Origin of the sequence: Jezberella montanilacus, assembly GCF_003003055.1 — a bacterium.
GTDB lineage: Bacteria > Pseudomonadota > Gammaproteobacteria > Burkholderiales > Burkholderiaceae_B > Zwartia > Zwartia montanilacus.
This window is the reverse complement of record NZ_PVTV01000014.1, coordinates 63,167-89,596: the sequence shown is the minus strand read 5'-3', so window position 1 is coordinate 89,596 and position 26,430 is coordinate 63,167. Positions and strand designations below refer to the sequence as shown.

The following is a 26,430-nucleotide window of genomic DNA, read 5'->3' as shown; positions in this document are numbered from 1 at the left end:
TACTAACAAAGCAAAAATAATAAAAATAGAGACAAGCATGATGAAAAAAATAGCATTTATCGGTACTGGCCAAATGGGACGTGGCATGTCGCAGCGACTCGTAGAAAGAGGCTTTGATGTTTTGGGCTACGATGTCAGTGAGCAAAGCCGACTGGCTGCCCAAGCGCTAGGTATCCCAACCACAGACGATCTCAGCGCGGCACTAGCGGGTCGAAAAATTATTCTGACCAGTTTACCCAATTCGACCACAGCGATTGACGCTTGGATGGGGAGCGAAGGTATTCTGACCTTCGCCGAACAGGGTACGATTGGGATCGAATTGAGCACCATTGATCCCGACACCATGCGCAAGCTAGCAGAGGCAGGTAAAAGTAAAGATATTGATTTGATCGATGCGCCGGTAAGTGGCGGTCCAGGCGAAACAGTGACGGGCAAACTGGTCGTGATGGTTGGTGGACTGCAGTCTAGTATTGCTCAGGTTGACGAGGTTTTGAAAGCGCTGAGCAGTTCCTATCATTACACTGGGGATGTCGGCACAGCCAAAGCGGTCAAACTAGTCAATAACATGATGTCGATGGGCAATATTGTTGTGGCTGCCGAGGCCTTTGCCCTGGGGTTGGCCGCTGGGGTTGAACCGGACTTGCTTTATTCGGTCTTGTCTCAGTCTGGCGGCACGTCGCATCACTTTACCAAGCGATTTCCACAAGCGATCAAAAATGATTTTGCTCCCGGTTTCAAACTGGAGTTGGGCGAGAAAGATCTAGCCTTGGCGATTGAGTTTGGCCGGACTCTGCAACATCCGACCCCAGCAGCCTCAGCAATCCGTGAACTGATGGCTCTGGGCCTAGCTGCTGGCTACCGAGGGCAAGATGTGGTTGCGATGCTCGACTTCTACAATCAAACGCATCGTTAATGAGTCAATTGCCAACGAGAATCTGGATGCGCGGTCACACGTTTGTCTTCGTACAACTTATCTAAATGAGCTAGCAAGGATCGTGTGGCAATCGCATGCCGACCCGCTGGTACGTCGTCATAGACGCGAGTGACCAGCGCATCAATTGTGATGGGTTCTTGCGTTTCTCGAAGTGCTTTAATGACTTTGTTTTCGCGATCTTGTCTGTGTATAAGCAGACGCTCAACGGCTTCGGTGGGTTGATGCATTAAGAATCCATGACCTGGTGCCAGATAATCAACAGGCAATGAGGTGATCTTGCGAAGTGACGCGAGGTAAGTAGCCAAATGTCCGTCTGGTGGATTGATGACAACAGTTGATCCCTGCATGATGTGATCGCCAGTGAACAGGAGTCGGTCTGATTCAAGCAAATAACAGAGATGATTTGAGGCGTGACCAGGGGTGTGGATGGCCCGTAATCTCATGCCTGCAACCTCGCAATCATCCCCGTCATTCAGCACCACATCGGGGCTGAAGCTCTGATCTTGATTGTCATGAGGTGGCGGTGCCATACCCAACAGGATCGCACCGGTCTGGCTTTTGAGCAACTTTGCTGCGGGTGAGTGATCTTTGTGTGTATGGGTACACAGCACCCATTTGATCTCTCCCGCGGCATGTTTGAGAATATTGTCGATATGAGCTTGATCTGCCGGGCCTGGGTCAATCACCGCGATACCCGTTAGCGCGCTACCAAGCAAATAGGTGTTGGTTCCTGGACCGGTCATCATGCCCGCGTTAGCCGCGGTCAGTCTAACGATGTTTTCACCAATTGGTGTTGGCAAGCCAGGTGCAATGTAGTTGCGGCAATGCCCCTCGTTGTTTACGTCAATTTTGGTCACTTCAGCATAAGCCGGGTCACCTGGGATCAGCAGATGACTTTGACCGTCGCGGTCGAGCGCCCCCTTGGGATTCATCTTGAGGATTTTGCGGGGCGTTTTCGCATGCATGAGCAAATCGTCAACACAATCAAAATTGGCGAGCGTTTCAAGCGTTTTGATTGTGGGAAACATCAAACTCAATTCACCCACTTTACCCATGGCCAACGCGTCTTGCGGTCGCACCCACAAGTGGGCAACCGTTTCAGAGTTATCCTGCATCGGAATTTGTTGGCTCGGTGCGCGAGCGACGAAAAATCGCGTGTCATAGCGACGAGGTTGACCTGCCTTCGTGACCCAATGACTGAAATAATGAATCTGATCAGTGGCCACTCGCAGTTCAAGCTGTTTCAGGATCTCGACGAAAGACAACTTGTTGTGGGTGAAATCCGCTCTTAATTCAGCCAGCCGATCGGCTTCGGTTTGATCAAAGCTGAAGAGCTGCTTATTCGCGTGATAGCCAAGCACGAGGCCAGCCTCTTCAAAGCATTCCCGCACCGCCGCAATCCAGTAAGCAAGCCCGCCACGCTCTATACCCAGCAAGTGACTGGCCTGTAGGTCATCCAAACCAGCACAGAGTGCAACCATTTCTGCCTGTTGATCTTGAGCATCCAGCCCGCCACCGGGAAAGACATGCATACCTTTGGCAAACGTGACCTGTGTGGTTCGCTTGAGCATCAGCACTTCAAAACCATCGGCCACGTCGCGGGCGAGAATAATTGTGGCGGCAGGTTTGATGGGCACAGGCGTTTCGGTCACGGACTGCTCCAGGCAGAATCAGATTAATACTTACATTAGACCAAAAAAAAAGCTACATCACTGCGCCGATCTGCCAAGGTACAAATTCGTTTTGACCATAGCCGTGATTTTCGCTTTTGGTTTTTTCTCCGGAAGCGACACGGATAATCATCTCGAAAATTTCTTTACCTTTTTCCTGGATAGAGACCCCTTCATCAATAATTTCGCCGCAATTGATGTCGATATCCTCGCTTTGGCGGGTCCAAAGTGCGTTGTTGGTCGCCAGTTTGATTGAGGGGGATGGGGCGCAACCATAGGCTGAGCCACGCCCTGTCGTAAAGCAAATCATGTTGGCGCCACCTGCGACTTGACCGGTCGCTGAAACCGGATCGTAGCCAGGCGTATCCATGTAAACGAACCCTCTTGTCGTAACCGGTTGAGCGTATTCATACACCGCCTCGAGGCGCATGGTGCCTCCCTTCGCGACAGCACCGAGAGATTTTTCGAGAATAGTCGTCAGTCCACCAGCCTTATTGCCAGCAGAGGGGTTGTTGTTCATCTCGCCTTGGTTGCGGGCACAATAATCCTCCCACCAATGAATTCTAGCGATGAGTTTGTCGGCAATCTCCGTGTTGGCAGCGCGCCGCGTGAGCAAGTGCTCAGCCCCATATATTTCGGGGGTTTCAGAGAGAATGGCGCTACCTCCGTGCTTGACTAACATGTCGACCGCAGCGCCGAGAGCTGGGTTGGCCGAAATGCCGGAATAACCATCTGAGCCACCGCACTGAAGCCCGATTGTGAGGTGACTAACTGGGACATCAATACGTTCGATTTTGTTGGCATGAGGCAACATGCCTTTAATCAAAGCAATACCTTTTGCAACGGTTTTGCTTGTGCCACCCGTCTCTTGAATATTGAAGGTTTGAAAGAGGGGATTCTCTGACAAATTCTCAACGGCAAGCAGGTCGACAATCTGATTGCTTTCACAGCCTAAGCCCACCATCAGGACACCACAGAAGTTCGCATGTCTCGCATAGCCAGCCAAGGTGCGACGCAGGACATCAATCCCTTCGCCTGTGCTGCCCATGCCACAACCTGTGCCCATCGCCAGTGCAATCACACCATCCACATTGGGAAAGTCTGCCAATGCAGCAGGATTTGTCTGTCGATCGAAGTGCGCAGCGATGGCTCTGGCAGCCGTTGCCGAGCAATTGACGCTGGTCAAGATGCCAAGATAGTTACGCGTGGCCACGCGTCCATCTGCGCGCACAATGCCTCTGAAGGTTCTCGGGGTTGTTTCGTATTGTGTCGCGACGGCATCTACACCGATCGCATAGTCTCGTGCGAAGGCCCCGCCCTCGGCTCCCATGCCAAGGTTGTGGACATGCACGTGAGAGCCAGCTTCAATGTCGGTCGTTGCAAAACCGATGGTCTGGTTATAGCGACGTACTGGATCGCCTTTATTGATCTTTCTGGTTGCCACTTTATGGCCAGGTGGTACGAGACCACGTACCGTTAGATTTTCAGAAGAGAGTTTGGCGCCAGACACTAGTTGTTGACGTGCAATGACGACATCATCCTGCGCATGCAGGCGAATGATGGGTTCCATCTTTAATCCTTATCTTTGCAAACTTATTCTTTGACCGAGCCAGTCATACCAGATACGTAATATTCGACAAAAAACGAATAAATGAACGCTACAGGCAATGAGCCTAGCAAGGCACCGGCCATCAAGGCACCCCAATGATAGACATCACCCTCAACGAGCTCGGTAATGACGCCCACTGGAACAGTCTTGGTCTCGGACGAAGAGACGAAGGTCAGTGCATAGATGAACTCGTTCCAGGAAAGGGTGAAGGCAAAGATGCCTGCCGAGATCAGTCCAGGCACTGCCAGCGGCAAGATGATGCGAGTCAGAATTTGCAGACGTGTCGCACCGTCAATTAGAGCGCACTCTTCAAGCTCGTAAGGAATCGATCTGAAGTAGCCCATTAACAACCATGTGCAGAATGGCACGAGAAAAGTAGGGTAGGTGAGAATCAGTGCCATCTTTGTATCAAACAAGCCATACTGAAAAACAATACTGGCTAAGGGGATAAAAATGATTGAAGGAGGCACCAGATAAGCAAAAAAGATCATCATGCCCATGATCTTCGAACCTTTGAAGCGCAGTCGTTCGATTGAGTACGCGGCCAGTACTGACGTTAACAAGGAAATGAAGGTGGCACTGATGGAGACAACGAGAGTGTTCCAGAGCCACTGAGGATAGGCTGTGTGAAACAGGAGTTTGTTGAAATGCGCCAGTGTTGGATGCACCAGCCAGAAGGGGTTGCCCGTTTGCGACAACAGTTCATTATCTGGTTTGAAGGCGGTAATTGCCATCCAGTAAAAAGGGAAGAGCAAGATAAAGAGGAGGATGCCTAACGGAATGTAAATCGTTACCCAGCGTCGGGGCAGGGATGTCAGGAAATCCATTCCCTGACTATTTTGTTTGGACATGATGATTCCCTGATTATTTATTTGTCCGCGCCCTGTTGCCAGGCGCGTCGTTGTAAGCCGAAGTAGCTGAACATAATGGCTGCGAGCAAGAGTGGCACCATCATGGTGGCGATTGCGGCACCCTCGCCTAGCGCACCGCCCGGGATAGCCCGTTGAAATGCAAGGGTTGCCATCAGGTGGGTGGCGTTAAGGGGGCCACCGCGAGTCAGGACATAGATCAATTGAAAATCAGTAAAAGTGAACAGTACCGAAAACGTCATCACCACCGCAATGATCGGCGTGAGTAAGGGCATGGTGATAAAGCGAAACTGCTGCCACGGTGTTGCCCCATCAATAGAAGAGGCTTCATAAAAGGAAGGCGAGATGGTTTGCAGACCGGCGAGCAGGGATATCGCTACAAAAGGGATACCTCGCCAGACGTTGGCAATGATCACAGACATGCGAGCCATCCAGGGGTCACCGAGAAAATCAATGTAGTGGTCGATCAAGCCCATCTTGGTGAAGAGCCAACTGATAACGGAGAACTGAGCGTCATACATCCACCAGAAGGCCAGCGCGCTGAGTGCCGTCGGGGCAATCCAGGGTAACAATACGATCGCTCTGAAAAATGACTGAAAAGGCAGATTCTTATTGAGCAACAAGGCCAGCCAGAGCCCTAGTATGAACTTGGCGATACTTGCTACGATGGTATAGAACAGCGTGTTGAAGACAACCAGTTGAAAAACACTATCGGTAATGAGATAGGCGAAGTTCTCTAAGCCTATCCATTCGCCGACTCGACCGATCTTGGCGTCGGTAAAACCGAGCCAGGTCCCTAACCCTAACGGATACGCTAACAATCCAGCTAGTAACAGGACTGCCGGCAACATAAAGGTGTAACCAAGCGCATGTCGATTGGATTGGAAACGCTCCATTAAGGAAAGGGCTTTCATACTTTACTTAGGCCTTGTAATAACGTTTAGCGCGTTCAGCTGCACGTTGAGCCGCTTCTTTGGGTGTACGGGTTCCGCTAGATGCCTCTGCCACCATATCGAGAATGATGTAGTCGCCCAGTACAGCCGCTGAGGCGGCACCCATCGGACCTGAATAGCCATGAACGGTCGCCATGGCCGGGCATTCACCGTAGACTGCTACTTTTGGATCGCCGTGCCAAAGGGGATTGGCTGCATACGCCTTTAAGGTCTGAGCACCATAGCCAATTGATTTTTCCATCCATGGGTTGTACTGCTCGCCTTCCATCAAGAAACGCGCCAGCTCACGCGTCGCATTGGGGAACTTCGTGTAAGCAAAACACATCATTTGTGTGACTTGAAACAGCTCCATGGGGCGACCAACGGGTCCAACCGGAAAATGTGAATGTTCGATGTCATCCGCCATCGCTTTCATTTTTGGATCTTCCGACATCTTGGCTGCGTAATAAACAGAGATGCCATTGGCAGTCAGACTGATTTGCCCGTCAAGGAATGCCTTGTTGTTGTTGGGATCTTGCCAAGACAAGGTGCCGGGTACAAATGTCTTATAGAGCTCACGGGCATATTCAAGCGCTGCGATGGTCTCTGGAGAGTCGATCACCACTTGACCCTTTTCGTTGACCATCTTGCCACCGTGCGACCACAACAACCAGTGAGTCCAGTTATTGCCATCACCGACTGCCTTGCCTAACGCAAAACCAGCGGGTGTTCCTTTTTCTTTAAGCGCCTGACACAGTTTTAGAAAGCCAGTTGTGTCCTTAGGCATCGTGTCGAACCCAGCAGCTTTTAAGTGGCTTTTACGATAAACCATTGCGTTGGCGATGAAAGCCCAGGGCACAGCAAGCCACTTGTCATTCAGTGTGCCGTACTGTTTCGCCGCGTCGTACCAACCACCGTATTTTTGACCTAAGTAGGTGCATAGTTCGGTCATATCCAACATCTTGGTTGGATACTGAAATGGATCATCGAACCATCCCATGATCATGTCGGGGCCGCTACCGACGTTTGCTGAGACGGCGGCTTTGGGGCGGATATCTTCCCAGCCTTCGTTATCAACCTTGACCTCAATACCGTAGGTCTTGCTGAATTTTTCGATATTGATCATGAACTGGTCTTCGTCGCCTTGCACAAAACGCTTCCAGCGCAAGACACGCAGTTTGGCACCAGCTTCTGGCTTGTAGGCAAGTGTTGGTGTTTGCGCACTTGCTGCGGGACTGAATGCCCCCACGGCGGCAGTCGATGCGACTGCGGCACCAGTGCCAATAAATTCACGACGTGAAAACTGTTTCATGCTTATCTCCTGATTGTGCAGATGGCTGCTTATCGTTTTGCTGCAAAATGGACTGGCGCTACAACTTACTTACTTCATGACAAAACCGGTGACAGCGTCAAACAAATGCGAATGCTCATGATTCGGCTTAAGCTTGACGGCTTGACTAGGTACTAGATCGAGGCGATGATGAAAAACCGCAGACAGTTGAGTGGCACCAAAAGAGAAGGTGACGAAGGTGTCCGCGCCAGTTGGTTCAATCACATCAGCCACAGCGGCAAGATCACCACTTGGATCGATTGATAAGTGCTCAGGGCGAGTGCCGAAGAGGACGTCCTGACCTTCATGGCCCACGATTGACGTTTTTGCAGTGACATCGGAGCCATCATGCAACACGACTTTGGTTTGGCCGTCTACGTGGCGAATTTTGCCAGGCAGCATATTCATGGCCGGCGAACCAATAAATCCGGCTACAAAAGTGTTGACTGGATTTTCGTAGAGCTCGATCGGTCCCCCCACTTGTTCAATTCGACCATCGCGCATGACAACAATCTGGTCGCCCATAGTCATCGCCTCAATTTGATCGTGAGTGACGTAGATCGAGGTGGTCTTCAAGCGTTGATGAAGAGCTTTGATTTCGGTACGCATTTGCACGCGCAGTTTCGCATCAAGATTGGATAAAGGTTCATCGAACAGAAAAACTTGTGGGTCGCGGACAATCGCCCGTCCCATCGCAACTCGCTGGCGTTGTCCCCCTGACAATTGACGGGGATAACGTTCGAGCAAGTCTGTCAACCCCAGAATCTCGGCAGCTCGTTGGACTTTAGCGTCGCTGGTGGCTTTATCGGCTTTGGCCAGTTTGAGCGAAAACGACATATTGTCGCGAACGGTCATGTGTGGATAGAGCGCATAGTTTTGAAACACCATCGCAATATCGCGTTCTTTGGGCTGCATGGTGTTGACGACTTTGTCGCCAATGTAGATATCGCCGCCTGTTACTTCTTCAAGGCCGGCCAGCATCCGCAATAAAGTCGATTTGCCGCAACCCGAAGGGCCTACCAATACGGTGAATGAACCTTCGGGGATGTCGATATCCACGCCGTGCAGGATGGGAGTATCTTGAAACGATTTTTTTACACCCCGTAGCGTTACGCTTGCCATGTTCTGATGCCTTCGGATTGACTTGAGGGGGTAAGAATATTATGGTTGTGACCGCAGAGCAATTGGTCTGACCAATTATTATCAAAACAGCGGGAAAACCCCTAAATCAAACGAGGCAAACGAGATGGCAAACCCAGCGCAATACGATTTCACACACAAACACGCGGTCGTGACAGGTGGCGCTGCAGGCATCGGAGAGGCTTGCACGGCAAGACTGGTTGCAGGAGGCGCGACCGTCAGTATGTGGGATAGGGATGAAAAGGCCTTAACTGCAGCGCTGTCTAAGTTTGGTGATCGGGTTCAGGCAGTTCATGTTGACGTGTCTGATGAGCAGTCGGTAGCCGCTGCGATGAAGTCAACGCTTGGTTTCAGTCAGAACATCGACATATTGGTGAATAGCGCAGGCATCACCGGACCCAATGTTTCGCTGATAGATTATCCGATCGAAGAATGGGATCGCGTGTTTGCAATTAACTTGCGTGGCACCTTTCTTACTTGTCATGCGATCGCGCCAATCATGAAAAATGCCCTTGATGGCAAGGGCTATGGCCGCATCGTCAACATCGCGTCGATCGCGGGCAAAGAGGGCAATCCTAACGCATCAGCCTATAGTGCATCCAAAGCTGCCGTGATCGGGTTGACCAAATCTCTTGGTAAAGAACTAGCGTTAACCGGCGTAAGGGTCAATTGCGTGACGCCCGCAGCGGTTAAGACCGGCATGTTTGATCAAATGACTCAAACCCATATTGACTTCATGTTGTCAAAAATCCCGATGAATCGCTTTGGCGAGATTCAAGAGATTGCCAACCTGATTGCATGGCTATCATCAGACGAGTGTAGTTTTTCGACTGGCGCCGTGTTCGATATCTCTGGTGGCCGAGGTACTTATTAAACCTTGGCGCGGGGCTCGCCAAGCGTGTAGTTTGAGTGGTCGCTTTGTTTGCTCCAGCTGGCCGAAAAGCGCATGAAGGCTTTTTCCATGTGATGTTTCATCGCTCGTCGCGCCGCGTTGGCATCTTGTGCTTTGACCGCACGAAGGATGGCGCGGTGCTCTCGGATGGCTTGGTCCCAGCTTTTTTTTGTATCGAAGTAGTTGGCGAGACGTGAAAAGAGTACGCCAGAACGGGCATTGAATAGCTGCTCTACCATGTCTTTCAAAACATGATTGCCTGTTGCTTCTACAAGGGTGCGATGAAACGCCTGGTCGGCATCCAGCGGCTGGCGATTGTCGGCCGCCCGCTCAATCATGTCATTCAAATGGGCATCTAGTTGCTCAACATGTGCCATGCTTCGAGAGAGCGCTGCTTGCGCTGCAATTTCTGACTCGATCAGCAGGCGAGCCTGAATGACTTCAAAGGGCGCGTAATCTTGTCGAGGCATTTTGCTTCTGGATTTCGTCTGCACAGGCTTGCAAACATAAACCCCCGAACCCATGCGAATCTGTACCAAACCGACGACTTCGAGGGCGATCAATGCTTCCCGTACCGACGGTCGGGAGACGCCAAATTTCTCGGCCAGATCACGCTCTGAGGGCAAGCGACTATCGACCTTGAATTCGCCAGCCTTAATCAAATTGCTCAGTTGATCGGCAATCTGTTGATAGACGCGGCGCGTTTCGATGGATTGGATCGGCATATTGATTGCAAGCTTAGCGGGTCTTTGCGAAACGCTTATGGTACGACTTTTAATTGGAGTTTGTCAGGATAACTGGTAAATTGGTAATGCCAATTTTAAGGAGCGAGCGGGATGAGACTGCAAGGTAAAACAATACTAATCACTGCTGCAGGGCAAGGCATTGGTCGCGCTTGTGCGCTAGAGATGGCCAAACAGGGCGCAACGGTCTGGGCGACTGATATCAATCAGAGCTTGCTGGATAAGCTAAGCGGAACACCAAATATCAAGACTCACGTACTTGACGTCTTGAAGACCGACGACGTGGATGCCTTAGCTAAAAAGATAGGCAGTGTCGATGTTTTGTTTAATTGTGCAGGCTTTGTGCATCAGGGCGACATCTTTCAAGTTAGCAATGAAGATTGGGATTTCAGTATGGACTTGAATGTCAAGTCCATGTACCGCACGGTTCGGGCGTTTTTGCCAGGCATGCTGGCTCAGGGTAAGGGCAGTGTCATCAATATGGCGTCTGGGGCGTCCAGTATTAAGGGTGCGCCTAATCGGGTGATTTACGGCGCATCGAAAGCAGCCGTGATCGGCTTGACTAAGGCCTTGGCTGCCGATTATGTCGCCAAAGGGGTGCGCTTTAACGCGATTTGCCCGGGCACGATTGAGTCTCCATCACTTGGTGAGCGCATTAAGGCTGTTTCAACTGATACGGGTAAAAGTATTGATGAGGCTCGGGGGATGTTTGTTGCCCGACAACCGATGGGTCGCATAGGCACTGACCAGGAAATCGCCTATCTGGCTGTTTATTTGGCTTCGGATGAATCAAGTTTCACAACCGGCACAATCAATGTGATCGATGGCGGTTGGACTCTCTAGTAAGTTTCAATTACGTTTTAAGGCAGACGCTTTATGATTGCGTCAGTGCACATTAATTAATTCAATTCACATTTATTCCATACAGGAGCAGGCTCATGAAGCTCGTCAGTTACGGTCCCAAAGGTAAAGAGAAACCAGGTCTGATTGATCGCGACGGCAAATTGCGCGATCTCTCAGGCGTGGTTGAGCAGATCGGCCCAGATCAGTTGTCGCCAAAGTCTCTCAAAGCGCTGTCAAAAATTGATCCCGACACCTTGCCCAAAGTTAAAGGTAAACCTCGGTTTGGCGTGCCCTTTCAGGGCGTTCGCAAGTTTCTTGCCATTGGTCTGAACTACTCTGATCACGCAGCTGAATCTGGTTTGCCTGTGCCTAAAGAGCCAATCATGTTCTTTAAGGCCGACACCAGTCTGTGCGGTCCAGACGATGAAGTGATGTTGCCTAAAGATTCAAAAAAATCGGACTGGGAAGTTGAGCTCGGGATCGTGATTGGCAAGAAAGCCCAATATGTTTCAAAAGAAGAAGCGCTGAAATACGTCGCGGGCTATTGTGTTGTTAACGATGTGTCAGAGCGCGAGTACCAACTTGAACGAGGCGGCAGCTGGGACAAGGGCAAGGGTTGCGACACGTTTGGCCCAGTAGGCCCTTGGTTGGTTACCACTGACGAAATCAAGAATCCACAAGATTTGGATATGTGGCTAGATTTGAATGGTAAACGGTTCCAGACGGGCAACACCAAGACGATGGTGTTTGACTGCGCGACCATCATCAGTTACGCCAGCCAATTCATGACCTTGATGCCTGGCGACATCATCACAACCGGTACCCCTCCAGGGGTAGGCATGGGTGTTAAGCCTAAGCCACGTTTCTTGAAAGCAGGTGATGTGATGACACTTGGTATCGCGGGCTTGGGCGAGCAAAAACAACACGTGGTGGCTTACAAAAAACCAGGCAAATAAGCTGGGCTTTTTTCAAAAGTATGCGGTAAATAAAGGGGATTACTCGTGACCGAGTCAAAAAAGAAAGCAGATAAAAAAACAGGCAAAACAGCAACCAAACTGAACTTACGGTCCAGTCAATGGTTCAGTCGAAACGACATCTACGGTTTTATTTATCGTAGTTGGATGAAAAATCGTGGGATTCCCCACGACCAGTTCGACGGTCGTCCTGTTATTGGTATCTGCAATACTTGGTCTGAGTTAACCCCCTGTAATAGTCATTTCCGTGTGCTGGCCGAGCAGGTTAGACAAGGGGTGCTTGAAGCGGGTGGTTTCCCACTTGAGTTCCCCGTCACCTCACTCGGCGAGACATTGGTTCGCCCCACGGCCATGCTCTTGCGTAACTTGGCGAGTATGGACGTTGAAGAGACGATTAGAGCCAATCCTCTGGATGGTGTCGTTTTGCTGTTCGGTTGCGACAAGACGACACCGTCTCTGTTAATGGGCGCCTCCAGCGTCAATATCCCCACGATTGGTGTTTCGGGCGGTCCGATGTTGAACGGTAAATATCGTGGCACAGATATTGGTTCAGGCACGAATACTTGGTCGATGTCTGAGGATGTTCGTGCTGGAAAAATGACGCTCGATGAGTTCCACGAGGCCGAGTCTTGTATGCATCGCTCGCATGGGCATTGCATGGTGATGGGTACAGCGTCGACGATGGCAAGCATGGTCGAGGCCTTGGGTGTGGCCTTACCCGGCAATGCGGCGTATCCCGCTGTGGACGGGCGCCGTAATGTGCTTGCGCGCGAGTCCGGTCGTCGAATCGTTCAGATGGTCAAGGAGGATCTGACTTTATCTAAAGTGTTAACGCGTGAGGCATTCGAGAATGCGATACGAACCAACGCGGCCATTGGTGGTTCGACCAACGCAGTGATCCATTTGATTGCGATTGCGCGTCGAATTGGGGTCGAGCTCTCGATCGACGATTGGGATCAGTTTGGTCGCGATGTCCATACCTTGCTTAATTTGATGCCTAGCGGCAAATATCTGATGGAAGACTTCTGCTACGCAGGTGGTCTGCCTGTGGTCTTACGCACTCTGGGTGAAGAAGGCTTGCTTAACAAGAAAGCGCTGACGGTAACTGGCAATTCTATTTGGGATAACAACAAAAAGGCCGAATGCTTTAACCGCGACGTAATCACCGAATGGAAAAAACCGTTCAAGAAAAATACAGGTATTGCTGTCTTGCGCGGCAATCTCTGTCCTGATGGCGCCATCATTAAGCCGTCAGCTGCGACACCGAAGCTGCTTAAACACAAGGGTCGTGCCGTGGTGTTTGAAAACATTGAGGATTTTCATAAACGGATCGATAGTCCTAAACTCGATATCGATGAGACCTGCATCATGGTGTTGAAGAATTGTGGTCCCAAGGGTTATCCGGGGATGGCAGAAGTCGGTAATATGCCTCTCCCGCCGAAGATCCTGAAAAAAGGCATCACAGACATGATACGCATTTCGGATGCGCGAATGAGTGGCACGGCATACGGGACGGTTGTCCTGCACGTAGCGCCCGAAGCAGCTGCCGGTGGACCGCTGGCCCTGGTTGAAAATGGCGACATGATTGAGCTGGACGTCGCTAAACGCCGATTGCATCTGGACGTCAGCGAAGAGGTACTGGCCAAGCGACGTGAGAAATGGAAGGCACCAAAACCGCCGCTTGATCGGGGGTATTACAAGTTATATGTTGATCACGTCAATCAGGCCAATGATGGGGTTGATTTTGACTTTCTCGTTGGCTGCAGTGGCAGCAAAGTGCCGAGAGATAACCACTGACCTTGCCTGATTGAGCAGTCTCCTGTACTTTAGCGATAGACGGTGAAAACACCGCGATTGCTCAGGAGACTTGCATGAAAAGCTGGCAGACAAGATGTTGTTCCTCGTTGTTCGCGATATTTTGGGTAAGTTGCCTTGGCACTGCTCAAGCTCAGATCCAAGATGTCGCTGATCACTGGCCTGACAAAGCAATCACTCTCGTTGTGCCGTTTCCCGCTGGTGGTCCTGCCGATATTCTAGGTAGGCAAGTCGCACGTCAAATGCACGACGTCCTCAACGTGTCAGTGGTCGTCGAAAATAAAGCGGGTGCCGCGACTGCAATCGGGGCAACATACGTCGCCCGCGCGACTAAAGACGGCTACACCTTGTTGCTTTCAGCTGGCTCCACCTTCACAACGACGCCTCATTTAAAAGGTCAATTACCTTACAGCCTCGACGACTTCGTGCCGGTCGCAGCGGTGGCAACCATCCCTTTCGCTTTTGTCGTCAAAAAGGATTTTCCAGCTAAGACGCTGGCTGAATTTGTTCAGTATGCTCGTGCACATCCTGGCAAAATTAACAACGCAACAAACGGGCAGGGCAGTATGGTTCATCTGCTCGGTGAATTAGTTGGCAAGGGTTTGGGGGTTCAGTTCACCATGGTGCATTACAAAGGGGCGGCGCCGGCAACGGCAGATATGCTGGCAGGGGTGATCGATTCAAATGTTGAAGCATTAACGGCTACGGTACCGAACGTCAATGCGGGCGGCTATCGTGCGCTCGCCATGATTGCCGAGGAGCGTGCGCCCTTGTTGCCGGACGTACCGACTTTTAAAGAATTAGGCTATCCAGCTATCGTGGGCGAGACCTGGATGTCGGTCTTTGCGCCGGCCGGGACACCGAAACCGATTGTGGATAAATTGTCCAAGGCTATTAACCAGATCACCAACTCTGCCGAATATAAGGATGCCATGCTTAAACTGGGTGATGAGGCAAAAACCACCACCCCGGAAGAACTCTTGGACGTCACAAAAAAGGAAAGTGCGATGTGGAAGGCATTGATCGAGCAGCTTGGGATTAAGGGCGACTAAAAAGAAGCTTGCTCTCAACCCTCTTAATCTCTGAATTGCACCTTTCTGCGCTGCATTAATCTAGCGGTAATCCTAACTTAGGGCGGATTCACCGGGCCCGATTCTATGCAAAATAGTGCGCGAGACTCAGATGATTCGCATTGACGCCTTACGAAAAATATTGAAGATGCCGGATCGCGACTGGCCCATCTTGAGCGATATTGATCAAACTATTCCAACTGGCGCCTTCTTCACATTGCTTGGATCAAGTGGCTCTGGCAAAACCACACTTTTGCGGGTGCTCGCTGGGCTAGAGTCTCATGAAGCAGGCGAAATTACGATTGGTGAACAATTGGTGTCAGCGCCAAAACGTGGCGTGCATATCCCGACCCATCAACGCAATATCGGTATGGTATTTCAGTCCTGCGCACTTTGGCCGACCATGAGCATTTACGACAACATTGCCTATCCATTGACGACTAACCGGCGTAAAGGTCGAAGCAACAATATTCAGCAAGAAGTGCTTCGTGTCACAGAGTTGGTGAATTTGATGGCACATTTAAAGGCATCTGTTGGCATGCTAAGCGGTGAGCAGCGATACAAAGTGGCGCTAGCGCGTGCGTTGATTGCTAAGCCTGACATCTTGCTACTTGACGATCCTCTCGGTCAGCTTGACCCGTTTTTGCGCGAACAAGTCAGGAATGAGCTAAAAAATACCCAGCGAAAAACTCAGACTACGACTTTGTACGTTGCTGATGATAAAGCCGAAGCGCTGTCAATGTCGGACTATGTCGCTGTCATGAATGGCGGTCGAATCGAAATGACGGGTAGTCCTCAGGACGTCTACGGGCGACCTAATAGCGCACTGGTGGCTCAGTCCCTCGGCCTGTGTAACTTTATTAGTGGTACGGTGAAGCAAAAAATCGACACTCAACATGGGATCGTTCAAACGCAGTGGGGCTCGGTAACAGTCGAGATGGAATCTCTTCCGTCACTAAACAAGAAAGTGACCTTAATGGTTCGTCCCGAGAACTTGATACGGATCGATGGAACCAATCCCAATATCCCGATGATCAGCGACGCCTTGAGAATTAGGGGGCGCATTCTTTCAAGCATGTATTTTGGCGAGCGGCAAGAGACGGAAATCCTTGCTGGGCTTCAACTGCTTCGGTTTCGTCACCCCCCATTTAACGCAAGAGAAGGTAGGGATGTTGCGCTAGCTCTACGTAATGACCGGTGTTGGGCGATTCCTGAGCACACGTCTTGATGGGGCAGCAATGAGGCCACATGATTCGACTGGTCTGATGACTCGCATCGCGTTGATTTTTGGGTTTGGTCTGCTCTGCCTAGTGGTGTTAGTGCCATCCTTACTTGTTTTAATACAGACAGTATTTTCGGTACAAGAGGGTGCGATTCAGCTTACGTTTGGGCACTATATTGATTTTTTTACCCAAATTGATAGTTACCTGATTGTTGGTCGGACCATTCTGTTTAGTGCCATTACGACCGCACTGGCTGGCACAGCAGGTTTTCTGTTTGCTTGGTTGTCACTTAGAACCAATGTTCCGGGTGGCAAATTTATGGTCATTGCCATCACTTTGCCCTATTTGATTCCAGCATCGTTCGGGGCCCTCAGTTGGGCATTGCTAATTGATCCATTCAGTGGCTTGATTAATCAATGGCTCAGTCATGTATTGCCTGCTGGCGCGCTCAATATCTATTCATTTTCAGGGATGGTGTTCGTTGAGTCATTATGTAGTTTTCCGCTTGCGTTTACTTTCTTTTATGCGAGCCTGGCTGCGACCGACCCGGTCCTTGAAGAAGCCTCTCACGCGTCAGGGGCAAGCGTTTGGGAGACTTTCAGGCGAGTAACGATACCGCGAATGTTGCCCAACGCCCTATCGATTGTTGTGCTTCTTTTTATCTTGGGTCTTGAGAGTTTTGATGTCGCCTGGTTTCTTGGGTACCCCGCTGACATTAAGATGGCCAGCGTCGAAATTTTATTACTCGCTCGAATTAGCGACCAGCCTGATGTAGGCGCGGCAGCGATCTACGGTCTGCTGATGTTGATTGTGGTGTTGATATTTGTTCGACTTTATCGACGCGTTCTCATGCAAGATCGTCGGCTAATCGTCAAGAAGGGAAAGTTATATCGTCACAGCCCCTTTGATATTGGTCGTTTGCGTTGGGTAGCTAGCGCCGCGTTTTATTTGTTGATCGTGCTTGGCGGTGCCTTGCCGCTGCTTGTGCTGTTGGCCAATTCATTGGATATCCCGCTCGACTCCTTGAGTCGCTACGAGTCTCCCCGTTTTTATTATTATCAGTGGGTGTTTGATAACGATGAGTCAGTGCAAGCACTAGTCAACACCGTATTGATCGGCCTTGGCGGGGCGACGATAGCCATTGGTCTTGGATTCCCCATGGCTTTCTTGTTTTTGAAAGCGAAGCAGGGCTTTCGTCAAGCGATTGACTACTTAACATTTCTGCCCTTCGTACTGCCCGCATCGCTCTCGGGCTTGGCGTTACTGGTCGCGTTTGAACGCACAGCGATTTACGGCACGGTTTGGTTGTTGTTGCTAGGCTTCTGCATCAAGGTAGTGCCTTTTAGCATCCGAAACGTGCAGGGCGTTTTGCTACAGATCGATCACGATCTAGAGCTAGCGTCGATGACTGCAGGGGGGGGCTTGCTGAGGACGATCAGGCGGATATTCTTACCCTTAGCTTCACCGGGGCTTTTGGCGTCATGGTTATTGCTCTTCACGGTTTTTATTCGTCAGTTTAGTTTGCCGTTGTTGTTGGCAACCTCTGACTCGCCCGTGATGAGCAATCTTGTATTTCGTGAATGGGCGGCTGGTAACACAGGACGCGTTGCTGTTTGCGGCGTGCTGGTGGTGTTTGTTTCCTTGCCTCTGATCGCGGTGGCCCGTTGGCTGAATCGCCAAAAATCAGAGGCAACGACAGGCCCTAAAAGCCGTTATTGAACAAAAAAACACCGTCATCTAGCTAACTTTCTTCCCTTAGGGTACAGTTAGCTATGTAAAAAACGGCAACATAGTCGTTTTCAAAATAATTATCACAATCGTATAGGTTGGAGACAAAAAAATGACCGCTTATCTAGGTAGGTTCCTATCCTCATTGGTTTTAGGTGTTGCTTTGTCGTCTGGTGCTTCAGCCCAGACCACTGCCAAAGTAGGTGCAATCTTTCCTCTGTCTGGTGGCGCAGGTCCACAAGGGCAGCATGTGACCCAAGCTATGCAAGCGATGGCTGCAGTCATCAACGATAACGGTGGGGTGCTGGGTAAAAAGATTGAGCTGATTATTCGAGATGATGAGTCAACTCCCGCCGTCGGTGTCTCGCGTGCGACTGAACTGATCTCAGATAAAGTAGACGTCATTATTGAAGGCTGGAACAGCCCAGTGACCCTCGCGATGCAGCCTGTCATCAGCCGGGGCGGTATTTTGGATATCACAGCGATCTCTAAAGCAGATCCGATTTTATCGGGCGAGGGCAATCCCCTGGCGGTCAGGCTTAATAGCTCTAATTCGCAAGATGGCGCCATCGTGGCGCGATACATTGCCACCATTGCAAAGGCGAAACGTGTCGCGTTTATGACGCAGAACGATGCTTATGGTAACGGCGCTCAAGCATCGATCGAAGCAGAGCTGAAGAAGTTGAACTATGTCTATGAGAAGGTTGCTGAGGAGAAGTTTCCTTTTGCGCAAGCCGATTTCAGGGTTGCGCTAACCAATGTGAAAGCGGCGAATCCAGAGGTCACCATTGTCATCAATGCAAATGAAGGCCTCGGTATGCCAGCTACCATCCGGCAAGCTAAACAGACTCGTTTACCTGGCAAACTTGTCGCAGCGGTCGGCACCGTCGCACCGAGTGTGATTCAAGTCGCTGGCGATGCAGCGAACGGTTTGATTAGCGCGGACATTTATTTCCCCAATGTCGAACCTTTTGCTTCCAATCCGATGAATAAGAAATTTATCGCCAAGAATCAAGAACTGTTTAAGCTGGAGCCCGACAAATTTATGGCAATTGGCGCAGCTGCTTTGCAGATCTGGGCGATGGCCGTCAACGACGTCAAAACCTTTGATCGAGAGACCGTTGCCAAGCGCATCAGAGGTGGCAGCTTCAAAGGCACCATTATGGGTGATGTCAGTTTTGAGGCGAACGGACAGCTGGGCTCGAAGCACTACCTCTTTACCGTCGAGGGTGGAAAGATTCTCGTTCAACAATAATGGCTTTGCCTGAGCAAAGCAGTGGCTAGTTGGTTCAAGATGGTTGTTGAAAATGGTTGTTGAATCGGTTTTTTCCAGTGGTGCCTTGTCTTCAAATCCTGCACTTTGCGTGCAGGGTCTCACGGTTCACTATGGCGCACTCGTTGCGCTTAGCGATGTGAGTTGGTCGGTTTCACCAGGTGAGATTCTGGGCATTATTGGCCCCAATGGCGCCGGCAAAAGTTCTTGCTTTGAGGCGGTAACTGCTCTGGTCGCTCGCACTGGAACAATCTCGCTTAATGGTCGGGACGTCAGCGATGTGCCAGCCTATGATCTCTGTGCGCTTGGCATGAAACGAGCGTTTCAACAGAACGCCTTCTTCGACGAATTAACGGTTCTTGATAACCTTTTGGTGGTGCTTGGCGATATCGCTCGTCCCGGTTTATTTAGCAGCATCTTCAATCCTATCGCCGCGTTCAAGCGACGTCAGCTAGCCAGCATTCGGGCAGCAACAATTCTCAAGCAGTTTGGGGTACATGAGCAATACCATCCGCTTAGCCCCAAAGATATCCCATACGGCGTGCAGCGAATGTTATCGATTGCTCTGGCGTTCGGTTCTGGTGCAAAAGTGTTGCTACTAGATGAGCCAGCCGCGGGTCTGGGTGGTGAAGACATGGAAATACTCAAACAGATTCTCCAACGCCTGAAGCACGAAGGCGTTGCGCTTGTGGTGATTGAACACCATATGGATCTGATCATGTCTGTTGCAGATAGGATTTGTGTCCTCAACTTCGGCAAGCAACTAGCTTATGGCGCACCTCAGGCGATACAAGCGGATTCGCGTGTACGCGAAGCCTATTTGGGAACTTCCTCATGACGAATGACGAGCAGAGGGTCGACGTGTTGTCCGTCAGCCACTTAAAAGTCGCCTATGGTGGAAATTTGGCTGTTAATGTCGATTCGCTAACCGTAAAAAAAGGCGAGATAGTCGGGGTGGTTGGCGCAAACGGTGCGGGCAAATCCTCTTTAGTCAACGGCTTGGCGGGTTGGTCTCGTGGTCATGCCCGTGTGACCGGACAGGTGAGACTTGGGGACCTATCGGTTGATATCCTACCGACCTATGAGCGGGTTCGGTCAGGCTTGTTGTTGGTGCCTGAAGGCAAATTGGTTTTTAGTCATTTAACGGTTCACGACAATCTCACGACAGCGTTTGATCCGCCGAGCAAGGAGGGTAGACGGATTTATTCACGCGATGAAGTGTATGAATTGTTTCCGCGGTTGAAAGAGCGTCGCGATCATTTGGGTTCACAGCTGTCCGGAGGGGAGCGTCAGATGTTAGGGATTGGTCGAGCACTGATGTTGGGCCCACAGCTTTTGATGCTGGATGAACCATCAATAGGACTTGCCCCCATGCTGGTATCGCAAGTCCTGCACACCATGCGCACGCTTGCTCAGGCTGGATTATCCGTCTTGTTAATTGAGCAGAACGTTAAGGCTGCGCTAGAGGTGGTTGATCGTTTGGTGTTGCTCGAACGCGGGACGATCATCCTGCAGGGTAGTGCCAGTGAAATGGCGAATAATCCGCGTATTGCCCAAGCCTATCTGGGGGCGCACGCATGATGAATTTGCTTCAGCAAATCATCAATGGCATCGTGATCGGGCATGCATATGCACTGGTGGCGATTGGGTGGACATTACTGCTGGGCGTTGCTCGTCTGGTGAACTTCGGGCACGGACAGATGTATATGTTGGGTGCCTTTGTGACCTGGTGGGCCTTTGCAAAAGCAGGCGTTCCCTACGAGATGGCGATTCCGGTAGCGATGGTGGTTGGTGCGCTGGTGGGATTGTTTATGCAACGTGTCATGCTCAAAGCAACTTTCGAACAAAACCTGGTCTCGATCATGATTATGACGCTCGGTTTCGGCTACGTCTTGCATGGGCTTGCGGCACTGACCTTTGGGTCAACAGGACAAATACTCGATTCGCCCTGGTCTGCCATTGAGTTCGAGCTCGGTGAACTATGGCTCACCGCGCAGGACCTTGCTATTGTCGTTGCAGCCATCCTGGTTTTTATTGGACTAAATAGATTACTAAATGCCACGCGCTATGGTCGCCTCGTCAGGATGGTGGCAGAAGACCCAAAGCTTGCTGAATTAGCAGGGATTAATGTTCGACGTATTTATTATGGTGTATTCGCCTTCGAAGGCGCGGCTGTAGCGTTTGCGGCCGGGATGGTGGCACCCCGAACCCCAATCCTGACGTCGATGGGTTTTGACGAGGTAATTATGACGTTTGTCGTGGTGGTGCTTGGGGGCATTGGTAGTGTGCGAGGTAGTTATGTAGCGGGCGTCGGTTTAGGCATTTTTACCTCATTGTTTGCAGCCTTGGTTGCACCCGCTTATACAACTGCAGCCGCGTTTGTGCTGCTGATCGCTGTGTTAGTTCTGCGCCCCAAAGGTTTAGGCGCAGGCGGAGGGGCACACTGATGTTGACGCAAAACAGGATTCTGCTCCCCGTCATTGCATTACTGGTCTATCTGGGACCGGAAACCCTGGGAGGAAACGGTTCAGTCTATGCGGCTTTTGTGCTGATCGCGATTTTTGCAGTGATGGCGTATGGCTTGGACATGATTGTGTCAGATCTCGGTGAAGTCAGCTTGGCGCACACGGTGTTCTTTGCGACGGGTGGATACGCCACTTCTCTCTTATCAACGCAGTTAGCTTTCAACGCCTGGTTGACTCTGATCTGTTCAGTCATCGTAGCGATGACGCTGGCATTGCTGATTGGCCTGATTACTTTGCGACTTCGTGAATTTGTGTTCTCACTGGTGACTTACGCGGTGACCGTTGTGGCCATGACTGTTGCGGCTAACTGGAGCTTTCTGGGAGGATCGGACGGAGTTCGCGGTATCCCGACTTTGGATTTGTCACTGCCAGGGCTCAGCCTGAAAGCAGGCAACGATCATGAGCTTTGGCCCTACGCCTTCATTGTGCTTGTGGTAGCCATTTATTTAATACAACGCTTTCGCGCTTCGCGTTTGGGCGCTGCAGCCATCATGGTTCATCTGAACCCCAGGCTTGCAATTATGAGCGGCATCGACCCTGCTCGGGTCAGGCTACAGGTATTTGTTTTTTCAGCAGCCATCAGCTCAGTGGCGGGTTGGTTATACGCCTACCAACGCGCTTATGTCAGCGCGGATTTATTGGATAACTATTTTCTTTTACTCATGCTGACTGCTGTTGTCTTAGTGGGTAAACGTCAGCTGCTTGGTCCACTTGCCGCGACGGCTTTAATACTGGTTCAAGAAAAGTTTCTTTCGTTCGGTGGTTATAACGACAAAATCGTACTGGGTGGTGTGCTCATCATGACGCTGGCACTGTTTCCCCGTGGGCTAATGACCATTCCAGACGCCATCCTTGCGTGGCGTCATCGCAGACATCATTAAAAAATATTGTTTAAACAGGAGCACCTATCGTGACCGTCCTTTGGCAACCTAAGCTTGACGCCCAAGCGAGTAAGTGGCGAGATCTAGCCGACCAGCTTGGTCGCGACCAATTCGGGCCGCTGGCGCCAGAACTCGATCGAGATCAACGGTACCCTTGGGAAACCATCGATACCTTGGTCGCTCATAAATTTACAGGCTTGTTTCTGCCTCGCGAATGGGGTGGAGAGGGCCAAAGCTTGACGACGACGGTGGCTGCTGTTGAGACCCTCGGCAGTCATTGCTCGTCAACCGCGGCCATCATGTGTGCTTATCAGTTGGGTGCTTTTCCCATTTTGTTAGCCGGCACAACGGAGCAGAAGAACTTGTATCTGCGAGAGATGACGCACGGCCGTGCGACAAGCTTCGCTTTATCAGAACGTGTGGCAGGCTCGGATGCGGCGGCGATCGAGACAACCGCGACTCGCAAGGGGGATGGCTGGCATCTCAAGGGTGAAAAGTACTGGATCGGTAATGGCGGGGCATCACGCTATTACGTGGTCTTTGCCAAGACGGATCCTGAGGCCGGGGGGCGCGGTATCTCCGCCTTCATGGTGGATAAAGAACAAGAAGGCGTCGTGATTGACGAGTTGTCTGATCGTATGGGTATTCGAGGTACACAGACTTCTAATCTCAAAGTGGACCTAGTGGTGCCCGATAGTAATCGGATTGGTGAGTTGCATCGTGCTCTGCGTCTGGCGCTTCAAACACTGAATGTGGGTCGAATCATGGTGTCGGCTCAATCAATGGGCTTGGCGATTGCAGCCTACAACGAGGCAGCGAAAAGGTCGGTCGAGCGTAAAGCGTTTGGTCAATCGATTGGGGAGAATCAAGGCATTGGCTTCAAACTTGCCGACATGGCAACCCAGATCTCAGCCGCACGCCTGATGCTTTATGAAGCAGCGCGGGCATACGACGCCGGCGAGGATGTGTCGACACTGGGTGCGATGTCCAAGTTGTTCACCTCAGAGGTGTCGCATTTTGCCGCAAATGAAGCAGTGCAGATCTGGGGCGGGATGGGTTATTGCAAACCAACAACCGTCGAGCGTCTTTATCGGGATCAACGCATTCTTGAAATCTACGAGGGCTCGTCAGAGATTCAGCGGTTAGTGCTCTCGCGGGCCATTCGCAAAGACGTACAAGATCAAGGTGCATGATGCCGTTTTCAGACACGATTTGGGATGAGTGTGAAACCTGGCCACGAGAGCGGTTAGAAGCCTTTCAGTTAACGGCTTTGCGAACGCAACTGGCGCGCGTGGGGCAAAACAGCGATTACTACCGCGAGGTTTTTAAACAAGCTGGTTTTGACCCTGCTGAACTTAAAACCTTAGACGATATTCGTCGTTTGCCATTCACTTATAAAACCGATTACGTCAAAGGGCTTGAGGCGAAACCGCCTTTTGGCAGTTTTGCTGCCGTGGATCCAGTGGATGCGGTTCGGGTTCATTTCTCATCGGGCACAACAGGTAAGCCAACCCCGGTTTTATGGACTAATGCGGATATTGAGCGTTGGGCGCACCTGTATGCGCGTTATCTTTATGCCCAAGGCGTCAGAAAGAACGATGTTTTTCAGTGCATGTTTAACTATGCCTGGTTTGTCGGCGGCCTTGGATTTACGCTGGCGGCACAGAAAGTCGGTGCGATTGTCATCCCTTCATCTTCGGGTGATACCGAGAGACAAGTAGAAACAATTTTTGAATACGGCACGACCTATGTAGTGGGTACCCCATCCTTTATGGCTCATATTGCCGAGACTGCACAAAAGATGGGCCGTGATTTAGCAAAATCGAAGGTGAAGACGGTTGCCGTGGGAGGCGAACCTGGTGCCGGTGTACCGGGTACCCGAGAGCGGATCGAGCGCCTCTGGGGTGCGAAAATGGTTGACTGCTATGGCGCGCTTGAGTTTCAACCGATTGCCTTTGAGACGACAGCACAAAACGGCCCCACGTTGGCAGAAGATTTTGTTTATGCCGAAGTGCTACATCCTGATACGCACGAACCTGTGTCAGATGGTGAACGTGGTGTGTTGATTCTTACTCATCTCGACAAACAGGCTTGCCCGCTTGTGCGCTGGTGGACAGGCGATGTAGTGGTAAAAGACAGCCGGCCCGCTGCCGATGGCAGAACCCATGCGCGTTTGCCCGGTGGGGTACTGGGGCGTGCCGACGATATGCTGATTATTCGGGGCGTTAATCTATTTCCCTCAGCAGTTGAAAATATCGTTAGGGCCATGCCGCAGTTCACCAACGAGTACGTGTTGGTGATCGACGATTCGTTGAAAGATTCAAATACTGGGTTCTTGACCGGGGTCAAGCTCAGGGTCGAATTGGCCGATGGGTCAGACAGTGAGACCCAAGCTCAGCAACTGGCAGCTGTGTTGCGCGACAGGTTGCAGGTTCGCTTTCATGTCGAGGTGCTGACCCCTGGTACCTTGCCACGAACCGTTCATAAGGCAAAACGAGTGATTTACGAGTAATCTGTTGTCAGGTTTTTGACTGATGGCTCGGATGATCTTATGCAACTCATTATCAGTGCAGCGCCCGTTGTAATCACGCTCTTTGCCCTTGGCTTGGGTATTAAATCGCTGCAAGCGGCGCTCCTTGGCGTGACGGTGGCTGCGGTGGGAGCAGTAATCGCTTTTCCCGTGCCCTTGACCGGCTTGATCCCTCAGTTACTGCACTGGCTGCCGATTTTGCTTGAGGTATTGGCCATCGTAGCGGGTGGCTTATTACTGTCTGAAGTCTTGCGGCACGCCGGTGTTCAAACAGCACTTGCGTCCTGGATAAAGACACGGGCAGGCGGTGGGGTCGCAGCCGTGCTGTTGGTCGTGCATGGCATCACGCCGTTTGCAGAGTCACTGACGGGCTTTGCAATCGGCATCACGATTGGGATTCCGCTGCTAGCCAATTTTGGCTTGCCTCCCAGAAAAGTTGCAGTGCTGGGCTTACTGGGCTTATGCACCATCCCTTGGGGTTCCATGGGACCCGGTACCATGGTCGCTGCATCGCTTGCCGAACTATCCTTTCATGATCTTGGCGTTGCATCTGGCTTCGTGAGTTTCATCCCGCTAATTGCTACGGGTGTCACTGCAGCCTGGTTGGTCTCTGAGTCAGGAGAAAGAGTCAAGGCTGTGCTGCTTGGGGCTTTGTCTGGGGTGATGCTGACGGTCGCAATTACCTGCTTCAACATGTTATTTGGTACCAGCCCGGCAGGCGCGCTCGGCAGTCTGGTGATCATTCTGCTGCATTTTTTGAGAGGACCCAAAACGGGTCGACAACCCTTGCCAGCAATTGCCCGCAAGGGCTTGCTCAGCTACTTCGTCTTGCTTGTTGGTGTTTTGGCAGGCGGGTGGTACGTCAGGGCGAATGGCTTGTCTGAAGCGTGGCGTTTTCTCGGCTCGCCCGCGCTATGGTTGTTTGTTGCTACTTTCCTTTTTACTCGCGGGTTGCCAGCCAAACTGCCCACCAACCGCAGCTGGGTTTCGTGGTTGCAGGTCGCACCGGTAACTGGTTTGTTTATTATCTTAGGCATGGTGATGGCCATATCAGGCATGGCTGCATATCTGGCACAAGCGATTTCGGCTATCGGCTATGCCTACTTGCCAATCGCTCCATTCGTCGGCGCGACGGGTGGTTTGATTACAGGTTCCAATGTCGGGGCAAACTCAATGTTTGCCACCACTCAAGCTGCGATTGCTCGTTCCCTGGGGATCAGTGTGCTGTGGTTCATGGCGACTCATAACGTTGCAGCGGCCTTTTTGATGATGGCTTCACCCGGTAAAATCGAAATGGCGATTCAGTTGACCCACGCTGATGCAGCCCAGCACCGGCGCTGGATTCAACGCGTACTGCTTGGGGTAGCGCTAGCAGTCGTGACAGGCCTGGGGATACTCAACATGCTGCTAGCGTGACGGCAGACTATTGGGTCCTTTTATTCAAAGCTA

The 26,430-nt window shown here is 51.2% G+C and carries 23 protein-coding genes; 16 read left to right on the top strand and 7 right to left on the bottom strand.

Annotated features, from left to right (window positions below; translation table 11 throughout):
* Window positions 1-37 precede the first annotated feature (37 nt).
* Window positions 38-913: an NAD(P)-dependent oxidoreductase gene (locus BCM14_RS09740; RefSeq protein WP_106227839.1), complete on the top strand. Its 876-nt coding sequence runs from the start codon at window positions 38-40 to the stop codon at window positions 911-913.
* Here the strand turns inward: BCM14_RS09740 and BCM14_RS09735 are convergent.
* The 6 genes from BCM14_RS09735 to BCM14_RS09710 all read right to left on the bottom strand — a co-directional run bounded on the left by BCM14_RS09735 (window position 910) and on the right by BCM14_RS09710 (window position 8,466).
* Window positions 910-2,586, bottom strand: coding sequence for an MBL fold metallo-hydrolase (locus BCM14_RS09735; protein WP_106227838.1), 1,677 nt, complete (start codon window positions 2,584-2,586; stop codon window positions 910-912). The two genes, BCM14_RS09740 and BCM14_RS09735, sit on opposite strands and share 4 nt — an antisense overlap.
* Window positions 2,587-2,638: 52 nt before the next feature.
* Entirely contained in the window at window positions 2,639-4,174 is a 1,536-nt protein-coding gene (locus BCM14_RS09730; RefSeq protein ID WP_106227837.1) for a D-arabinonate dehydratase, read from the bottom strand.
* Between the two features lie 23 nt (window positions 4,175-4,197).
* Window positions 4,198-5,064 (bottom strand): carbohydrate ABC transporter permease, encoded by an 867-nt coding sequence (locus BCM14_RS09725; RefSeq protein ID WP_106227836.1) that lies wholly within the window; start codon window positions 5,062-5,064, stop codon window positions 4,198-4,200.
* A 17-nt stretch (window positions 5,065-5,081) separates the two neighbouring features.
* Entirely contained in the window at window positions 5,082-5,996 is a 915-nt protein-coding gene (locus BCM14_RS09720; RefSeq protein ID WP_106227835.1) for a carbohydrate ABC transporter permease, read from the bottom strand.
* A 7-nt stretch (window positions 5,997-6,003) separates the two neighbouring features.
* Window positions 6,004-7,326, bottom strand: a complete 1,323-nt coding sequence (locus BCM14_RS09715) for an ABC transporter substrate-binding protein (RefSeq protein ID WP_106227834.1) — start codon at window positions 7,324-7,326, stop codon at window positions 6,004-6,006.
* Window positions 7,327-7,395: 69 nt separating this feature from the next.
* Window positions 7,396-8,466 carry an ABC transporter ATP-binding protein gene (locus BCM14_RS09710; RefSeq protein ID WP_106227833.1) on the bottom strand — a complete coding sequence of 357 codons (1,071 nt, stop codon included), beginning with the start codon at window positions 8,464-8,466 and terminating at the stop codon, window positions 7,396-7,398.
* Between the two features lie 124 nt (window positions 8,467-8,590).
* Between BCM14_RS09710 and BCM14_RS09705 the strand changes: the two genes are divergently transcribed.
* On the top strand, window positions 8,591-9,358 hold the full coding sequence (locus BCM14_RS09705) for an SDR family NAD(P)-dependent oxidoreductase (protein ID WP_106227832.1): 768 nt from the start codon (window positions 8,591-8,593) through the stop codon (window positions 9,356-9,358).
* On the opposite strand, the gene BCM14_RS09700 is transcribed toward BCM14_RS09705, so the two are convergent.
* Window positions 9,355-10,101, bottom strand: coding sequence for a FadR/GntR family transcriptional regulator (locus BCM14_RS09700; protein WP_106227831.1), 747 nt, complete (start codon window positions 10,099-10,101; stop codon window positions 9,355-9,357). The two genes, BCM14_RS09705 and BCM14_RS09700, sit on opposite strands and share 4 nt — an antisense overlap.
* Window positions 10,102-10,212: 111 nt before the next feature.
* Between BCM14_RS09700 and BCM14_RS09695 the strand changes: the two genes are divergently transcribed.
* The 14 genes from BCM14_RS09695 to BCM14_RS09630 all read left to right on the top strand — a co-directional run bounded on the left by BCM14_RS09695 (window position 10,213) and on the right by BCM14_RS09630 (window position 26,397).
* Complete coding sequence (locus tag BCM14_RS09695) at window positions 10,213-10,962, top strand: SDR family oxidoreductase (protein ID WP_106227830.1); 750 nt, start codon at window positions 10,213-10,215, stop codon at window positions 10,960-10,962.
* A gap of 95 nt (window positions 10,963-11,057) precedes the next feature.
* A complete protein-coding gene (locus tag BCM14_RS09690) occupies window positions 11,058-11,918 on the top strand; it encodes a fumarylacetoacetate hydrolase family protein (protein WP_106227829.1) in 861 nt (286 codons plus the stop codon).
* A gap of 99 nt (window positions 11,919-12,017) precedes the next feature.
* A complete protein-coding gene (locus tag BCM14_RS09685; RefSeq protein WP_106228011.1) occupies window positions 12,018-13,733 on the top strand; it encodes an IlvD/Edd family dehydratase in 1,716 nt (571 codons plus the stop codon).
* Between the two features lie 74 nt (window positions 13,734-13,807).
* Window positions 13,808-14,803, top strand: coding sequence for a Bug family tripartite tricarboxylate transporter substrate binding protein (locus BCM14_RS09680; protein WP_106227828.1), 996 nt, complete (start codon window positions 13,808-13,810; stop codon window positions 14,801-14,803).
* 130 nt (window positions 14,804-14,933) lie between these two features.
* Window positions 14,934-16,049, top strand: a complete 1,116-nt coding sequence (locus BCM14_RS09675) for an ABC transporter ATP-binding protein (protein WP_106227827.1) — start codon at window positions 14,934-14,936, stop codon at window positions 16,047-16,049.
* Window positions 16,050-16,059: 10 nt separating this feature from the next.
* On the top strand, window positions 16,060-17,763 hold the full coding sequence (locus tag BCM14_RS09670; RefSeq protein WP_259673534.1) for an ABC transporter permease: 1,704 nt from the start codon (window positions 16,060-16,062) through the stop codon (window positions 17,761-17,763).
* Window positions 17,764-17,884: 121 nt separating this feature from the next.
* Window positions 17,885-19,027: an ABC transporter substrate-binding protein gene (locus BCM14_RS09665; protein WP_106227825.1), complete on the top strand. Its 1,143-nt coding sequence runs from the start codon at window positions 17,885-17,887 to the stop codon at window positions 19,025-19,027.
* A 52-nt stretch (window positions 19,028-19,079) separates the two neighbouring features.
* Window positions 19,080-19,883, top strand: a complete 804-nt coding sequence (locus BCM14_RS09660; RefSeq protein WP_106227824.1) for an ABC transporter ATP-binding protein — start codon at window positions 19,080-19,082, stop codon at window positions 19,881-19,883.
* Window positions 19,880-20,626: an ABC transporter ATP-binding protein gene (locus BCM14_RS09655; protein ID WP_106227823.1), complete on the top strand. Its 747-nt coding sequence runs from the start codon at window positions 19,880-19,882 to the stop codon at window positions 20,624-20,626. The genes BCM14_RS09660 and BCM14_RS09655 overlap by 4 nt, the downstream gene beginning before the upstream one ends.
* A complete protein-coding gene (locus BCM14_RS09650) occupies window positions 20,623-21,492 on the top strand; it encodes a branched-chain amino acid ABC transporter permease (protein WP_259673533.1) in 870 nt (289 codons plus the stop codon). The genes BCM14_RS09655 and BCM14_RS09650 overlap by 4 nt, the downstream gene beginning before the upstream one ends.
* Window positions 21,492-22,451, top strand: a complete 960-nt coding sequence (locus BCM14_RS09645; protein WP_106227821.1) for a branched-chain amino acid ABC transporter permease — start codon at window positions 21,492-21,494, stop codon at window positions 22,449-22,451. Before BCM14_RS09650 ends, BCM14_RS09645 begins: the two co-directional genes overlap by 1 nt.
* A 29-nt stretch (window positions 22,452-22,480) precedes the next feature.
* On the top strand, window positions 22,481-23,644 hold the full coding sequence (locus BCM14_RS09640; protein ID WP_106227820.1) for an acyl-CoA dehydrogenase family protein: 1,164 nt from the start codon (window positions 22,481-22,483) through the stop codon (window positions 23,642-23,644).
* On the top strand, window positions 23,641-24,963 hold the full coding sequence (locus tag BCM14_RS09635; RefSeq protein ID WP_106227819.1) for a phenylacetate--CoA ligase family protein: 1,323 nt from the start codon (window positions 23,641-23,643) through the stop codon (window positions 24,961-24,963). The genes BCM14_RS09640 and BCM14_RS09635 overlap by 4 nt, the downstream gene beginning before the upstream one ends.
* 39 nt (window positions 24,964-25,002) lie before the next feature.
* The gene (locus tag BCM14_RS09630; RefSeq protein WP_106227818.1) at window positions 25,003-26,397 is read left to right on the top strand and encodes an L-lactate permease; all 1,395 of its coding nucleotides are present in this window, start codon (window positions 25,003-25,005) and stop codon (window positions 26,395-26,397) included.
* Window positions 26,398-26,430 lie beyond the last annotated feature (33 nt).

Bases quoted from the DNA above. Each gene is read 5' to 3' on its own strand.
- BCM14_RS09680 (WP_106227828.1), top strand. From the start codon at position 13,808: ATGAAAAGCTGGCAGACAAGATGTTGTTCCTCGTTGTTCGCGATATTT.
- BCM14_RS09675 (WP_106227827.1), top strand. From the start codon at position 14,934: ATGATTCGCATTGACGCCTTACGAAAAATATTGAAGATGCCGGATCGC.
- BCM14_RS09645 (WP_106227821.1), top strand. From the start codon at position 21,492: ATGTTGACGCAAAACAGGATTCTGCTCCCCGTCATTGCATTACTGGTC.
- BCM14_RS09740 (WP_106227839.1), top strand. From the start codon at position 38: ATGATGAAAAAAATAGCATTTATCGGTACTGGCCAAATGGGACGTGGC.
- BCM14_RS09655 (WP_106227823.1), top strand. From the start codon at position 19,880: ATGACGAATGACGAGCAGAGGGTCGACGTGTTGTCCGTCAGCCACTTA.
- BCM14_RS09715 (WP_106227834.1), bottom strand. From the start codon at position 7,326: ATGAAACAGTTTTCACGTCGTGAATTTATTGGCACTGGTGCCGCAGTC.
- BCM14_RS09700 (WP_106227831.1), bottom strand. From the start codon at position 10,101: ATGCCGATCCAATCCATCGAAACGCGCCGCGTCTATCAACAGATTGCC.
- BCM14_RS09690 (WP_106227829.1), top strand. From the start codon at position 11,058: ATGAAGCTCGTCAGTTACGGTCCCAAAGGTAAAGAGAAACCAGGTCTG.
- BCM14_RS09660 (WP_106227824.1), top strand. From the start codon at position 19,080: ATGGTTGTTGAATCGGTTTTTTCCAGTGGTGCCTTGTCTTCAAATCCT.
- BCM14_RS09695 (WP_106227830.1), top strand. From the start codon at position 10,213: ATGAGACTGCAAGGTAAAACAATACTAATCACTGCTGCAGGGCAAGGC.
- BCM14_RS09705 (WP_106227832.1), top strand. From the start codon at position 8,591: ATGGCAAACCCAGCGCAATACGATTTCACACACAAACACGCGGTCGTG.
- BCM14_RS09630 (WP_106227818.1), top strand. From the start codon at position 25,003: ATGCAACTCATTATCAGTGCAGCGCCCGTTGTAATCACGCTCTTTGCC.
- BCM14_RS09635 (WP_106227819.1), top strand. From the start codon at position 23,641: ATGATGCCGTTTTCAGACACGATTTGGGATGAGTGTGAAACCTGGCCA.
- BCM14_RS09730 (WP_106227837.1), bottom strand. From the start codon at position 4,174: ATGGAACCCATCATTCGCCTGCATGCGCAGGATGATGTCGTCATTGCA.
- BCM14_RS09710 (WP_106227833.1), bottom strand. From the start codon at position 8,466: ATGGCAAGCGTAACGCTACGGGGTGTAAAAAAATCGTTTCAAGATACT.
- BCM14_RS09725 (WP_106227836.1), bottom strand. From the start codon at position 5,064: ATGTCCAAACAAAATAGTCAGGGAATGGATTTCCTGACATCCCTGCCC.
- BCM14_RS09665 (WP_106227825.1), top strand. From the start codon at position 17,885: ATGACCGCTTATCTAGGTAGGTTCCTATCCTCATTGGTTTTAGGTGTT.
- BCM14_RS09650 (WP_259673533.1), top strand. From the start codon at position 20,623: ATGATGAATTTGCTTCAGCAAATCATCAATGGCATCGTGATCGGGCAT.
- BCM14_RS09720 (WP_106227835.1), bottom strand. From the start codon at position 5,996: ATGAAAGCCCTTTCCTTAATGGAGCGTTTCCAATCCAATCGACATGCG.
- BCM14_RS09670 (WP_259673534.1), top strand. From the start codon at position 16,060: ATGAGGCCACATGATTCGACTGGTCTGATGACTCGCATCGCGTTGATT.